We start from the raw sequence: 13,765 nt of genomic DNA, 5'->3' as shown, positions 1-13,765 counted from the left end.
CAAGCGGGGATAATGCTGAGTGATGACAGACACCCCCGCCGTAACCGAAGCCCCGGCGCGCTTCGACACTCTCCCGCTCGACCCCAAGCTTTTGCGTGCCGTGGCCGACCAGGGCTACGCCACGATGACGCCCATCCAGGCCAAGGCGATTCCCATCGTCCTGGAAGGCCGCGACGTGATGGGCGCGGCACAGACGGGCACGGGCAAGACGGCGGCCTTCTCCATCCCGCTGCTGCAGAAGATGCTGCGGCACGAAAACGCCTCCATGTCGCCGGCCCGCCATCCGGTGCGGGCGCTGGTGCTGGCCCCCACGCGGGAGCTGGCCGACCAGGTGGCGGCCAACGTCAAGTCGTATGCGCAACACACCAACCTGCGTTCGGCAGTGGTGTTCGGCGGCATCGACATGAAGCCTCAGACGCTGCAGCTCAAGGCGGGCGTGGAAATCCTGATTGCCACGCCTGGCCGGCTGCTCGACCACATCGAGGCCAAGAACTGCGTGCTCAACCAGGTCGAGTATGTGGTGCTCGACGAAGCCGACCGCATGCTGGACATCGGCTTCCTGCCCGACCTGCAGCGCATCCTCAGCTACCTGCCCAAGCAGCGGCAGACGCTGCTGTTCTCGGCCACCTTCTCGCCCGAGATCAAGAAGCTCTCGCAAAGCTACCTGCAGGAGCCGGTGCTGGTGGAGGTGGCGCGGCCGAATGCGACCGCCACCAACGTGGAGCAGCGCTTCTACAGCGTGACGGACGACGACAAGCGCCGCGTGGTGCGCCAGATCCTGCGCGACCGGCAGCTTTCGCAGGCCATCGTGTTCGTTAACTCCAAGCTGGGTGCGGCCCGGCTGGCCCGCTCGTTCGAGCGCGACGACCTCAAGACCGCCGCACTGCACGGCGACAAGTCGCAGGATGAGCGCCTGAAGTCGCTGGAAGCCTTCAAGCGGGGCGAAGTGGATGTGCTGGTGGCCACCGACGTGGCGGCACGCGGCCTGGACATCGCCGATCTGCCGGCCGTCTTCAACTTCGACGTGCCCTTCAACGCGGAAGACTACGTGCACCGCATCGGCCGCACCGGCCGTGCCGGCGCATCGGGCATCGCCATCACGCTGGTGACGCGCGACGACGCGCGCCTGGTGGGCGACATCGAGAAGCTGATCAAGAAGAAGATCGAGCTCGAGCCCTTCGAGCTGGAAGACGACCGCCCCCGCCGCTTCCGGCCGCGGGAGGCCGAGGAAGCCGCTCCGGTGGCCCGTGAGCGCGAGCGTCCAGCCTACGAGCGCAGCGCCCCCGCGCCGCGGCGCTATGGCGCCACCCCGCCGGCGGACCCGTTCTTCGACCGGCCGTACGAGCCCAGCGCCACCGCCTCCGAGTCGCCACCGGCCTGGGAAAAGGGCGTGGCCGCCGCTCCGGCGGCACGGGGGCTCACGCCCAATATCCGCAGCAAGCGCAAGGTGGCGGCCCTGCTGGGCGGCGGCCAGAAGGCCTGAGCCGCGGCGCCGCGGCCGGCCTCAGCTGGCCAGCAGGCAGAACACCGCGGGCACGCGGTCAGGCAGGGCAGGCGTGTCACGCCGCCATTGCGCCACCGTCAGCGTGCGGGTCCAGCCACCGGCCAGCGTGAGCCCCACGCTCACCGACACCCGCGTGGCGGGTGCCAGCGCCGCCAGCATGGCCGACAGCAACGCGGCATTGCGATAAGGCGTTTCGATCATCAGCTGCGTCTGCTGCTGGCGACGCGACAGCGCTTCCAGTTCCTTCAGCCGTGCGCTGCGTGCCGCAGCCTCTACCGGCAGGTAGCCCACGAAGGCGAAGCTCTGGCCGTTCAACCCGCTGGCCGAGAGCGCCAGCAGCAGCGAACTGGGCCCGGACAGGGGCCGCACCGCCAGGCCGGCCGCATGGGCCGCGGCCACCAGCAGCGCACCCGGATCGGCCACCGCGGGCAGGCCCGCCTCGGAGATCAGCCCCATGTCCTGCCCGGCCAGCGCGGGTGCCAGCAGCGGCGCCAGCGCGGGCGAGGCCGTGGCGGCGCCACCCTTGGGCGGGCGTGGCAGCTCGACGATGCCGATCTCCTGCAGCGGCCGGGCCAGCGGCACCCGCTGGTCCACCCGCTTGAGAAAGGCGCGCGTGGTCTTGGCGTTTTCCGCCACCCAATGGGGCAGGGCGGCAGCGACCCGCAGCGCGCCCATTGGCAGGGTGTCCTCGATGTCGGGCGGCGCACTGGCGTCGCCGGTGCCCAGGTCCAGCGTGTTGGGCACGAGGTAGAGCGTGCCCGTCATGGCAGCTGCAGCCCGGCTTCGCGCAGCAGCTGGCAGGTGCGTATCAGCGGCAGGCCGATCAGCGCGGTGGGATCGTCGGATTCGATGGCGTCCAGCAGCGTGATGCCCAGGGCCTCGGCCTTGGCGCTGCCGGCGCAGTCATAGGGCTGCTCGGCTGCCAGGTAGCGTTCGATCTCCGCGTCCGACAGTCTGCGGAACTGCACCGTCACCGACGCCAGCAGCGTGCGGGCATGGCCGGCACGAGGCCGCAGCACCGTCACCGCGGCGTGGAACTGCACGCGCTGGCCGCGCATGGCGCGCAATTGCTCGGTCGCCCGGGCGTGGCTGCCGGGCTTGCCCAGCGGCTGGCCGTGCAGGTCGGCCACCTGGTCGGAGCCGATCACCACCACATCGGCATCGCGCCGGCTGTCGGCCACTGCCGCGGCCTTGGCCTGCGAGAGCCGCTGCGCCAGCCCGTCGGGCGCCTCCCGCGGGCCCGGTGTTTCATCGACGTCGGGTGCCTGCACCTCGAAGGGAAGGCGCAGGCGCTGCAGCAGCTCGCGCCGGTAGGGCGAGGTGGAGGCCAGGATCAGCGTGGGGCGGGGTTCGTCCATGAGGCATTGTCCCATCGGGCCCCGAATACACTGGCCGCATGAAGCCCGGAGAACACGATCCTCGCCGCCTCGATGTCGCCACGTTCGCGACGCAGGGCGGTGAACTGCAAGGCCGCTGGCCGCTGGCCGACTTGCCTCGCCTGGCCGAGGATGCGCCGGCCACCGACGACGCGCCCGCGCTGTCCGATGTGAGCTGGGCGGCACACGCCGAGCGCAGGCCGGTCAAGGGAGGTGAGCCGGAGCTTTGGCTGCACCTGGAGGCCTCGGCCGATGTGCCGCGCGAATGCCAGCGCTGCCTGGCGCCGGTGGCGCTGCCTGTGGCCATCGACCGCTGGCTGCGCTTCGTGCCGGACGAGGAGCTGGCTGCCGCATTGGACGCTGACAGCGAGGACGACGTGCTGGCCTTGCCGCGCTGGCTCGACCTGCAGGAGCTGGTCGAGGACGAGCTGCTGCTGGCCCTGCCGTTGGTGCCGCGCCACGACGTATGCCCTGCGCCCTTGCCGATGGCGGCGGAGCCTTCCGCCGACGAGATGCCGGAGCCTGAGAAGGCCAACCCCTTCGCCGCACTGGCCCAACTCAAACGCCGGCCCGACCAGAGCTGACGCCTTGCCGGCGTCGTGCTATGATCATCGGCTTTTCGCGAAGGCGCCCGTAACTTGTCTGGCGCCACCAGGAGAACCCCATGGCCGTCCAGCAAAACAAGAAGTCGCCCTCCAAGCGGGGCATGCACCGTTCGCACAACGCCCTGCCCGTGCCGGGCGTGGCGATCGAGTCCACCACCGGTGAAACGCATCTGCGTCACCACATCAGCCCGACCGGCTTCTATCGCGGCCGCAAGGTGCTGCGCACCAAGTCGGACACCTGATCGATGGCGGCGCCGGGCTTGCCTAGCTTGTCCGGTGCAGGGCTCGAACGGCCGGCGCCTCGCTTGTGAGCCCGGTTGGCGGTAGGCATCGGCCCGTGGGCCGCCGTGTCGCCGCGAGCCCGCAGCCCAGCCGGCGATGTCTTTGACCCACTCTTCCTTGACGCCGCTGCCGCGGGTACGCGTTGCCGTCGATTGCATGGGCGGCGACCACGGCCCGGCCGTCACGTTGCCGGCCTGCCAGGCCTTCCTGGCGAAGCATCCCGATGCGGAACTGGTGCTGGTCGGCACGCCGGAAGCACTGGCGCAGGCGGCAGGCTGGGCGCGTGTCACCTGCGTGCACGCCAGCGAAACCGTGCTCATGGACGACACCGTGGAGGTGGCGTTGCGCCGCAAGCGCGACTCCTCCATGCGCGTGGCCATCAACCAGCTCAAGGCTCCGCAGGGCGAGTCGGCGCATGTCTGCGTCTCGGCTGGCAACACCGGGGCCTTGATGGCCGTGGCGCGCTACGTGCTGAAGACGCTGGACGGCATCGACCGTCCCGCCATCGCCACCGTCATGCCTAACCGGCTGGACGGGTTCACCACTGTGCTGGATCTGGGCGCCAACGTCGATTGCAGCGCCGAGCATTTGCTTCAGTTCGCGGTGATGGGCAGTGCGCTGGTCGCGGCGGTCAGCGGCAAGGCGGAGCCGAGCGTGGGGCTGCTCAACATCGGCGAAGAAGTCATCAAGGGCAGCGACACCATCAAGCGCGCCGGCGAACTGCTGCGCGAGGCGGCGGCGCAAGGCCACCTGAACTTCCATGGCAACGTGGAAGGCGACGACATCTTCAAGGGCACCACCGACATCGTGGTGTGCGACGGTTTTGTCGGCAACGTGGCGCTGAAGACGGCCGAAGGGCTGGCCTCGATGCTGGGCGACATGATCCGGCAGGAGTTCACCCGCACGCCGTTCGCCAAGTTCGCCGCGCTGGTCGCCTTGCCTGTGCTGCGCCACTTCAAGACCCGCGTTGACCCCCGCCGCCTGAACGGCGCGGCCCTGCTGGGCCTTCGCGGGCTGGTGTTCAAGAGCCACGGCTCTGCCGATGCCTTCGGTTTCGAGCAAGCCCTCACCCGGGCGTATGATGCCGCCCGCAACCGACTGCTGGACAGGGTCCACGACCGCATCCTCGACACGCTGCAGGCGCTGAACGCCCAGCCCGTGGCCGACGGTCCCGACGACACGGTCCAAGCCGCATGAATCTCTCCACACCCCGGTACTCCCGCATCGCCGGCACCGGCAGTCATCTGCCGCCGCGCCGCGTGACCAACGACGATCTGGCCGCCCAGCTCGCTCAACGCGGACTGGAAACGTCGGACGCGTGGATCGTCGAGCGCACCGGCATCCGCGCGCGCCACTTCGCCGAAGCCGAGGTGGGTGCCAGCGACCTGGCGCTGCCTGCCTGCCTGGCGGCGCTGCAAGCTGCCGGCTGCACCGCCGCCGACATCGACCTGATCATCGTCGCCACGTCCACGCCGGACATGGTCTTCCCGTCCACCGCCACCATCCTGCAGAACAAGCTGGGCGTGCATGGCTGCCCCGCCTTCGACGTGCAGGCGGTGTGCTCCGGTTTCGTCTATGCGCTGACGGTGGCGGATTCGATGATCCGCACCGGTGCGGCCACCAAGGCGCTGGTGGTGGGCTCCGAAGTGTTCTCGCGCATCCTCGACTTCAACGACCGCACCACCTGCGTGCTGTTCGGCGACGGCGCCGGCGCCGTGGTGCTGGAAGGCAGCGACGAGCCGGGTCTGCTGGCCAGCGAGCTGCATGCCGATGGCCGCCACGTGGGCATCCTCTGCACGCCGGGCCACGTGGCGGGCGGCGCCATCCTGGGCGATCCGCTGCTCAAGATGGACGGTCCGGCCGTCTTCAAGCTGGCCGTGGGCGTGCTGGAGGACGTCGCGCGCTCGGTGCTGGCCAAGGCCGGCCGTGAGGCGTCCGACATCGACTTCCTGATCCCGCATCAGGCCAACATCCGCATCATGCAGAGCACGGCGCGCAAGCTGAAGCTCTCGGCCGACAAGCTGGTCGTCACCGTCGACGAGCACGGCAACACCTCCGCCGCGTCGATCCCGCTGGCGCTGGACAGCGCCGTGCGCTCCGGCCGCATCCGCCGCGGCGACACGCTGATGCTGGAAGGCGTTGGCGGTGGCTTCACCTGGGGCGCCGTGCTGCTCGACTTCTGAGCGCCGCCTCCATTCCTTTCAAGAGTCACGCGATGACATCGTTTGCGTTCGTCTTTCCTGGCCAGGGCTCGCAGGCCGTCGGCATGCTCGACGCCTGGGGCGACCATCCGGCCGTGCGCCAGACGCTGCAGGAAGCGTCCGATGCGCTGGGCGAGGACATCGCCCGCCTGATCCAGGCCGGTCCCAAGGACCAGCTCGACCTCACCACCAACACCCAGCCGGTGATGCTGGCGGCTGGCATCGCCTGCCACCGCGCCTGGCTGGCCGAGACCGGCCTGCAGCCCGCCTGGGTGGCCGGCCATTCGCTGGGCGAATACAGCGCCTTGGTGGCAGCCGGCGCGCTGACGCTGGCCGATGCGCTGCCCCTGGTGCGCTTCCGTGCCCAGGCGATGCAGGATGCCGTGCCCGTGGGCACCGGCGCGATGGCCGCCATCCTGGGGCTGGACGCCGCCGCGGTGCGTGAAGGTTGTGCCGAGGCCGCCCAGGCCAGTGGCGAAGTGGTCGAAGCCGTCAACTTCAACGACCCAAAGCAGACCGTGATTGCCGGCAGCAAGGCCGGCGTGGACAAGGGCTGCGAGCTGCTGAAGGCCAAGGGCGCCAAGCGGGCGCTGCTGCTGCCGGTGTCCGCGCCGTTCCATTCCAGCCTGATGAAGCCGGCGGCCGAGCGGCTGAAGGAGCGTCTGGCCGGCACGACGGTGCTGTCGCCGCGCATCCCGGTGGTCAACAACATCCGTGTGGCGGTGGAAACCGATCCTCAGGCCATCCGCCAGGCGCTGTACGAGCAGGCCTTCGGCCCGGTGCGCTGGGTGGAGGTGGTGCAGGCGCTGCGCGCGAACGGCGCGGGCGTGATCATCGAATGCGGGCCCGGCAAGGTGCTGGCCGGCATGGTCAAGCGCATCGAGCCCGAGGTGCAGGCCACCACCGTGTTCGATCCTGCATCGCTGGAAGAAGCCAAGAGGCTGGTGGCATGAAGACCTTTGACGGACAAGTCGCGCTGGTGACCGGCGCTTCGCGCGGCATCGGCCGCGGCATCGCGCAGGCGCTGGCCGCGCAGGGCGTGAAGGTGATCGGCACGGCCACCACCGAAGCCGGCGCCGCCGCCATCAGCGAGGCCTTGGCCGCTTCCGGCGGCCAGGGCCTGGCGCTCAACGTCAACGACGCCGCGGCCGTGGAAGCGGCCATCGACGCGCTGGTGAAGTCACATGGCGGCCTGCACATCCTCGTCAACAACGCCGGCATCACCCGCGACACGCTGGCCATGCGCATGAAGGACGAGGACTGGGACGCGGTGCTGGACACCAACCTGAAGGCGGTATTCCGCACCAGCCGAGCGGTCATGCGCACGATGATGAAGCAGCGTTACGGCCGCATCGTCAACATCACCTCCGTGGTGGGCGCGTCGGGCAATGCGGGGCAGGCCAACTACGCGGCGGCCAAGGCCGGCGTGGCCGGCATGACGCGTGCCCTGGCCCGGGAGCTGGGCAGCCGCGGCATCACCGTGAACTGCGTCGCCCCTGGTTTCATCGCCACCGACATGACCGAAGTGCTGCCCGAGGCGCAGAAGGCCGCGCTGCTGTCGCAGATTCCGCTCGGCCGGCTGGGCGAAGTGCAGGAAGTGGCGGACGCGGTGGTGTTCCTCGCCTCGCCTGCGGCCGGCTATGTCACCGGCAGCGAGCTGCATGTCAACGGCGGCATGTACATGAACTGAAGGACCGGGTCGGCCCGACCGGATGTGCCCCGCAGGCTCGGCCTGCGCGGGCGCGTAAACTCCGGGCCGTTTTTGTATTGTTCCAGGAGGAGCGAATGAGCGATATCGAAGCCCGTGTCAAGAAAATCATCGCCGAACAACTCGGCGTTCCCGAGTCGGACGTCACGAACGAAAAGGCCTTCGTGGCCGACCTCGGTGCCGATTCGCTCGACACGGTGGAGCTGGTGATGGCCCTCGAAGACGAGTTCGGCATCGAGATCCCGGACGAAGAGGCCGAGAAGATCACCACGGTGCAGCTGGCGATCGACTACGCGGTCAATCACCAGAAGGCCTGAGTCGGTTTCCATGACTCGTCGTCGCGTCGTCGTCACGGGCCTGGGGCTGGTCAGCCCGGTGGGCAACAGCGTGGCCGAAGGGTGGGCCAGCCTGGTGGCCGGCCGTTCGGGCATCGCCAACATCACCAAGTTCGATGCGTCGGCCATGGCCTGCCGCTTCGCGGGTGAGGTCAAGGGCTTCAACATCGAGGATTACATCCCCGGCAAGGAAGCCCGGCACATGGACACGTTCATCCATTACGGGATGGCCGCTTCCATGCAGGCCGTGCAGGACTCGGGCATCCCCACCGGGGAAGCGCTCGACGAGCAGACGGCCGAGCGCATCGGTGTGCTCGTCGGGTCGGGCATCGGCGGCCTGCCGATGATCGAGCAGACCCACAAGGAATACACCGAACGCGGTCCGCGCCGGATTTCCCCGTTCTTCGTGCCCGCCTCGATCATCAACATGATCTCGGGCCATGTGTCCATCAAGTACGGCTTCACCGGCCCGAACCTGGCCATCGTCACCGCCTGCACCACCGGCCTGCACTGCATCGGCGAGGCCGCCCGCATGATCGAGTACGGCGACGTGGACGTGATGGTGGCCGGCGGTGCCGAATCCACCGTCTCGCCGCTGGGCATCGGCGGCTTCGCGGCCGCACGCGCGCTGTCCACCCGCAATGACGATCCCGCCGCCGCCTCGCGTCCCTGGGACAAGGGTCGCGACGGCTTCGTGCTGGGCGAAGGCGCCGGCGCGCTGGTGCTGGAAGAGTACGAACATGCCAAGGCCCGGGGCGCCAAGATCTACGCCGAACTGGTTGGCTACGGCATGGGTGCCGATGCCTTCCACATGACCGCGCCGAACGTGGACGGCCCCAAGCGCTCGATGCTGGCCGCGCTGCGCAATGCAAAGCTCGATCCGTCCGCGGTGCAGTACCTGAATGCGCACGGCACCTCCACGCCGCTGGGCGACGTGAACGAGACCAACGCGATCAAGAAGGCCTTCGGCGACCACGCGAAGGACCTGGTGGTGAGTTCCACCAAGTCGATGACCGGCCACCTCCTGGGCGGCGCCGGCGGCATCGAGTCGGTGTTCACCGTGCTGTCGCTGCATCACCAGGTGGTGCCGCCGACGATCAACCTCGTCGATCCGGATCCGGAGTGCGACCTCGACTACTGCCCGAACGAAGCGCGGGAGATGAAGATCGACGTCGCGGTGAAGAACAACTTCGGCTTCGGCGGCACGAACGGCACGCTGGTGTTCCGCCGCGCCTGAGGGCGCGTCCGCGCAGGAAGGCGTGCACCATGCGATCGGCACCTGCGGTGCAGGTCGATCTGGGCGACGACCTGGTGTGGCGTGGGGCCGTGGCGATCTGCTGCGGTTCCGCGCTGGCGGCGCTGGCTGCCTGGGCGGCGGGTTGGGCTGAGCTTTCTGTCCGGTGGACCGCCGCTGCGGCGCTGCTGGCTGCCGGTGCGGGCGCCTGCTTCGGGCGTTTCTGGCTGCCGGCCCCGGCCGGCGTGCTGTGCTGGGACGGCCGGCAGTGGCTGTGGGACGGCCGTCCCGGCGACTTGCGGGTCGTGTTCGACCTCGGCCCCTGGCTGCTGATGTGTTTTTCGCCGGCGGGGCAGGGGCGGGCGGCCCATTTGCCCCTGTCCCGTGCTGCCGCCCGTGCGGGCTGGCACGGATTGCGCGCTGCGGTATATTCCCGCCGCCCTGAACCCCGGACCCCTTCCGCGCCGCGGATGTAGGCCACCCAAGAGCCTGAATGACCAACGCAGCGGACGCCGACGCCCTCTTGATCGACCGTGTGAAGAACGGCGATGTCAAGGCGTTCGAGATGCTGGTGGTCAAGTACCAGCGGCGCATCGAGCGCCTGATCGGCCGCATGGTGCGTGACGTGGACCTGGTTCCCGACATCGCCCAGGAAACCTTCATCCGGGCCTACCGCGCCATCCCGCAGTTCCGCGGCGAGAGCGCGTTCTACACCTGGCTCTACCGCATCGCCGTCAACACCGCCAAGAAGGCGCTGGTCGACCTGAAGCGCGACCCGCTGGTCTCGGAGAATGCCCTCTCCGGCCGGGAAGACGATGACGAAACTTCACGCGTCGAGAACGAACTAACCGACGGCGAGACGCCTGAAGCGGTGCTGGCGACAAAAGAAATCGCCGCGACAGTGAACGGTGCCATCGAAGCCTTGTCTGAAGACTTGCGGCAGGCGATCACGCTGCGCGAGATCGAAGGCCTCAGCTACGAGGAAATCGCTGAAGTGATGAATTGCCCGATCGGCACCGTGCGTTCACGCATCTTCCGTGCGCGCGAGGCGATCGCGGAGCGTCTGCGCCCGCTGTTGGGCACCCGCGAGGGCGAGCGCTGGTAGCGCCGCCTGTACAGAGATCATCTGGAGCTCGAAATGGTGGATCGGCTGGATCAACAAGCGCGGCGGCAAGCGCTGTCGGACCTGATGGATGGTGCGGTGGACGCGGGCGGCGCGGCGCGGGCGTGCGCCGCCTGGCGCGAGGACGGCGCCTCGCGCGCCGACTGGTATGCCTACCACCTGATCGGTGACGTGCTGCGATCGGACGACCTGGCGCACCGGCCGCTGCGCGACGAGGCTTTCCTGGCCTCGTTGCGCAGCCGCCTGGCGTCGGAGCCGGTGGTGCTGGCCCCGCAGCCGGCGCCGCCGTCCGCCCCCCGGCAGGAAGCGCCGCGCCGCGTCGCCAATGGCGCCCCGGTCGGCCGCCGCAGCCTGTGGCGCCGCGCCTGGGCCGCCCCCTCGGCCGTCGCCGCGGGCTTCATGGCCGTGGCCGGCGTGCTGGTGGTGACCCGCGTGGCCGAGGTGCCGGTGAGTCCGTCTTCCAGCGTCATTGCCGGCGGCACCGCGGTGCCGGGCGTCGGCACGCCGGGCATCCAGCCGGTGAGCACGGTGTCGCAGCCGCTGGTGGCGGCGTCGCCGGCGCCGGTGGCCGTGCCGGTGGCCAACGGCAAGCTGATCCGCGACGCGCGTCTCGACCAGTACCTCGCCGCGCATAAGCAGTACGGCGGCTCGGTGCTGGCGATGCCGGTGGTATCGGTGCGCAGCGCGGCTCCGGCGGCGCCTGATCGCTGAGCGTGTCCGTGGTTCGCCGTCGAGTCGTTCACGCCGTCCTTGCCCTGCTGACCGTTTCGGTCGGCCCCGTGTGGTCCGCCTCCCAGGCGGCGCCGGCCCCGGCCGTGGATGCACGCGCCTGGCTCTCGCGCATCCATGCCGCCGCCAGCCAGCGCAACTACCAGGGCACCATGGTGGTGACGGCCGGCGGCGCAGTGAGCAGCTCGCGCATCGTCCACTACGGTGACGGCGCGCACACCTATGAGCGGATCGACGGCCTGGACGGCGAGCGCCGCCAGGTCTTGCGTCATAACGAGGTGGTGCAGACGATGTGGCCCGGCAGCCGCCTGGCCGCGATCGAGCAGCGTGATCCGCTGGCGCCGTTCCCGTCGCTGCTCAAGACGAGCGAAGAGCAGATCTTCGACCGCTACGAGCTCATCACCGAGGGCGAGGACCGCGTGGCCGGCCACGATGCCCTGGTGCTGCTGCTGCGCCCGAAGGACCATGAGCGCTTCGCCCAACGCCTGTGGGCGGACAAGGCCACCGGCCTGCTGCTGCGCACCGACGTCATCGGGCCGGAGGATCGTGTGCTGGAGAGCGCCGCCTTCACCGACGTGACCATCGGCGTGCGCCCGCAGCCGGAGGCGGTGCTCAAGGCCATGAAGAAGCTCGACGGCTACCGCGTGCTCAAGCCGGTGCTCACGCCGGCACGGCTGGAGGCCGAGGGCTGGACGCTGACCAGTCCGGTCAAGGGCTTTCGCCAGATCCGCTGCATCAAGCGCTCCCTGGACAGCACGGGCGCGGTCGATTCGGCCAGCAACGGGGCCGAGATGCTGCAGGCCGTGTATTCCGACGGCCTCACGCATGTGTCGGTGTTCATCGAGCCTTACAGTGCCCAGCGGCACCGCCAGGCGGTCGAGACCTCCATCGGAGCCACCCACACGCTGATGCAGCGCCACGGCGACTGGTGGGTGACCGCGATGGGGGACGTGCCGCTGGCCACGCTCAAGAAGTTCGGCAAGGCCCTGGAGCGCCGCTGAGCGGTCGCTCCGCCAATCAAGAACCGGGAGTTTCGATGGGATTGAACATTGCAGTCCGGGCGCCGGCGTGGCGCTCGATGGTGGCCGCGGGCCTGTGCGCCCTGTCGCTGGCCGGCATGCCGTTGGCGGGGCAGGCGCAATCCGCGCGCGAACTGCCGGACTTCACCGAACTGGCCGAACGCATGAGCCCGACGGTGGTGAACATCCGCACCACTGAGCGGGTGCGCAGCGCCCCCGGCGGCGGCGGCGAGATGGACGAGCAGATGCGCGAGTTCTTCCGCCGCTTCGGCATCCCGATGCCCAACACCCCGCGCCGCAACGGTCCGCCGGGCACCGAGGAAGAACCGGCACCGCAGCAGCGCGGCGTGGGCTCGGGCTTCATCCTGAGCAACGACGGCTATGTGATGACCAATGCCCACGTGGTCGAGGGCGCCGACGAGGTGATCGTCACGCTGACCGACCAGCGCGAGTTCAAGGCCAAGATCATCGGCGCCGACAAGCGCACCGACGTGGCCGTGGTCAAGATCGATGGCAGCGGCTTTCCCTTCGTGAAGGTGGGCGATGCCAACAGGCTGCGGGTGGGCGAATGGGTGATCGCCATCGGCTCGCCGTTCGGGCTGGAGAACACCGTCACCGCCGGCATCGTCAGTGCCAAGCAGCGCGACACCGGCGACTACCTGCCGCTGATCCAGACCGACGTGGCCATCAACCCGGGCAACTCGGGCGGTCCGTTGCTCAACCTGCGCGGCGAGGTGGTGGGCATCAACTCCCAGATCTACAGCCGCTCGGGCATGTTCGCCGGCATTTCGTTCGCCATCCCGATCGACGAGGCCATCCGCGTGTCTGACCAGCTGCGTGCCACCGGCCGCGTGGTGCGGGGACGCATCGGCGTGACCATCGCGCCGGTAACCAAGGACGTGGCCGAATCCATCGGCCTGGGCCGCCCGGCGGGTGCCTTGGTGCAGGGCGTGGAAGACGGTGGCCCGGCGCAGAAGGCCGGCATCGAGGCGGGCGACATCATCACCAAGGTGGACGGGCGGGCCGTCGACAAGTCGGGCGACCTGCCGCGCATCATCGGCAATACCAAGCCAGGCGCCAAGGCGTCGCTGCAGGTGTTCCGCCGCGGCGCCACGCGCGACCTGGTGGTGACGGTGGCGGAGCTGGAGCCCGACCAGGTCCGCCGCGTGAGCAAGGCGGAATCGCCGGCGTCCGCGCCCAAGACGGCCATCGGCCTGACGGTGGCCGATCTGTCGGAGGCGCAGCGCAAGGAGCTGAAAGTGCGCGGCGGCGTGCGGGTGGAACTGGCGGAGGGCGCCGCGGCCCGCGCTGGCCTGCGCGAGGGCGACGTGATCCTCTCCGTGGACAACGTGGAGGTGGTGGACGCCAAGCAGTTCAACGCCACCGTCGCCAAGCTGGATCGTGCCAAGGCCATCAGCGTGCTGGTACGCCGGGGCGAATGGACGAACTACGCCGTGATCCGGCCGAGCAAATAGGCTGCGGCAACCGACTTGCGCGGCGGGGCTTTTCGGGATGCGGGACGCACGGCGGCCAGCGTCCCGACCTTCTACCCTGTTACAGGCAGGCTCAGTTTGCACTCGCTAACCTCCATGGCTGCGCCGGTCCGGATTGCTCTGCGTGGAAGCTACAATGCCGCGTTGTTGGCGCCC

The 13,765-nt window shown here is 69.4% G+C and carries 16 protein-coding genes; 14 read left to right on the top strand and 2 right to left on the bottom strand.

All coding sequences use genetic code 11. From position 1 onward, the window contains the following. Positions 1–22: 22 nt before the first annotated feature. Positions 23–1,483 (top strand): DEAD/DEAH box helicase, encoded by a 1,461-nt coding sequence (locus VO99_RS19960; protein ID WP_046114679.1) that lies wholly within the window; start codon positions 23–25, stop codon positions 1,481–1,483. 21 nt (positions 1,484–1,504) lie between these two features. Here the strand turns inward: VO99_RS19960 and VO99_RS19955 are convergent, their stop codons facing one another. Then, on the bottom strand, positions 1,505–2,269 hold the full coding sequence (locus VO99_RS19955) for an SAM-dependent methyltransferase (RefSeq protein WP_046114678.1): 765 nt from the start codon (positions 2,267–2,269) through the stop codon (positions 1,505–1,507). Beyond that, positions 2,266–2,862, bottom strand: coding sequence for a Maf family nucleotide pyrophosphatase (locus VO99_RS19950; RefSeq protein WP_046114677.1), 597 nt, complete (start codon positions 2,860–2,862; stop codon positions 2,266–2,268). The genes VO99_RS19955 and VO99_RS19950 overlap by 4 nt, the downstream gene beginning before the upstream one ends. A gap of 38 nt (positions 2,863–2,900) precedes the next feature. Between VO99_RS19950 and VO99_RS19945 the strand changes: the two genes are divergently transcribed. The 13 genes from VO99_RS19945 to VO99_RS19885 all read left to right on the top strand — a co-directional run bounded on the left by VO99_RS19945 (position 2,901) and on the right by VO99_RS19885 (position 13,591). Next, positions 2,901–3,464: a YceD family protein gene (locus VO99_RS19945; protein WP_046114676.1), complete on the top strand. Its 564-nt coding sequence runs from the start codon at positions 2,901–2,903 to the stop codon at positions 3,462–3,464. Between the two features lie 80 nt (positions 3,465–3,544). Continuing rightward, complete coding sequence (gene rpmF / locus VO99_RS19940) at positions 3,545–3,727, top strand: 50S ribosomal protein L32 (RefSeq protein WP_046114675.1); 183 nt, start codon at positions 3,545–3,547, stop codon at positions 3,725–3,727. A gap of 136 nt (positions 3,728–3,863) precedes the next feature. Continuing rightward, positions 3,864–4,964: a phosphate acyltransferase PlsX gene (gene plsX / locus VO99_RS19935; RefSeq protein WP_046114674.1), complete on the top strand. Its 1,101-nt coding sequence runs from the start codon at positions 3,864–3,866 to the stop codon at positions 4,962–4,964. Beyond that, positions 4,961–5,950 (top strand): beta-ketoacyl-ACP synthase III, encoded by a 990-nt coding sequence (locus VO99_RS19930; protein ID WP_046114673.1) that lies wholly within the window; start codon positions 4,961–4,963, stop codon positions 5,948–5,950. The genes plsX and VO99_RS19930 overlap by 4 nt, the downstream gene beginning before the upstream one ends. Before the next feature lie 32 nt (positions 5,951–5,982). Then, positions 5,983–6,921, top strand: coding sequence for an ACP S-malonyltransferase (fabD, locus tag VO99_RS19925; RefSeq protein ID WP_046114672.1), 939 nt, complete (start codon positions 5,983–5,985; stop codon positions 6,919–6,921). Further along, a complete protein-coding gene (gene fabG, locus VO99_RS19920; protein WP_046114671.1) occupies positions 6,918–7,658 on the top strand; it encodes a 3-oxoacyl-ACP reductase FabG in 741 nt (246 codons plus the stop codon). Before fabD ends, fabG begins: the two co-directional genes overlap by 4 nt. 95 nt (positions 7,659–7,753) lie before the next feature. Further along, positions 7,754–7,993: an acyl carrier protein gene (gene acpP, locus VO99_RS19915; RefSeq protein ID WP_046114670.1), complete on the top strand. Its 240-nt coding sequence runs from the start codon at positions 7,754–7,756 to the stop codon at positions 7,991–7,993. A gap of 10 nt (positions 7,994–8,003) precedes the next feature. Next, positions 8,004–9,248 (top strand): beta-ketoacyl-ACP synthase II, encoded by a 1,245-nt coding sequence (gene fabF / locus VO99_RS19910; protein ID WP_046114669.1) that lies wholly within the window; start codon positions 8,004–8,006, stop codon positions 9,246–9,248. Positions 9,249–9,277: 29 nt separating this feature from the next. Next, on the top strand, positions 9,278–9,721 hold the full coding sequence (locus VO99_RS19905) for a hypothetical protein (RefSeq protein ID WP_157039660.1): 444 nt from the start codon (positions 9,278–9,280) through the stop codon (positions 9,719–9,721). 17 nt (positions 9,722–9,738) lie between these two features. After that, a complete protein-coding gene (gene rpoE / locus VO99_RS19900; protein WP_046114667.1) occupies positions 9,739–10,350 on the top strand; it encodes an RNA polymerase sigma factor RpoE in 612 nt (203 codons plus the stop codon). 33 nt (positions 10,351–10,383) lie between these two features. Next, positions 10,384–11,079 (top strand): sigma-E factor negative regulatory protein, encoded by a 696-nt coding sequence (locus VO99_RS19895; RefSeq protein ID WP_052736480.1) that lies wholly within the window; start codon positions 10,384–10,386, stop codon positions 11,077–11,079. Positions 11,080–11,147: 68 nt separating this feature from the next. Beyond that, a complete protein-coding gene (locus VO99_RS19890; protein WP_157039659.1) occupies positions 11,148–12,098 on the top strand; it encodes a MucB/RseB C-terminal domain-containing protein in 951 nt (316 codons plus the stop codon). A gap of 35 nt (positions 12,099–12,133) precedes the next feature. Beyond that, positions 12,134–13,591, top strand: coding sequence for a DegQ family serine endoprotease (locus tag VO99_RS19885; RefSeq protein ID WP_083440765.1), 1,458 nt, complete (start codon positions 12,134–12,136; stop codon positions 13,589–13,591). Positions 13,592–13,765: the final 174 nt, after the last annotated feature.

The organism is Aquincola tertiaricarbonis, assembly GCF_000969605.1.
GTDB classification, from domain to species: domain Bacteria; phylum Pseudomonadota; class Gammaproteobacteria; order Burkholderiales; family Burkholderiaceae_C; genus Aquincola; species Aquincola tertiaricarbonis.
The sequence above is the reverse complement of the archived record's forward strand: the minus strand, read 5'-3'. Positions and strand labels throughout refer to the sequence as shown.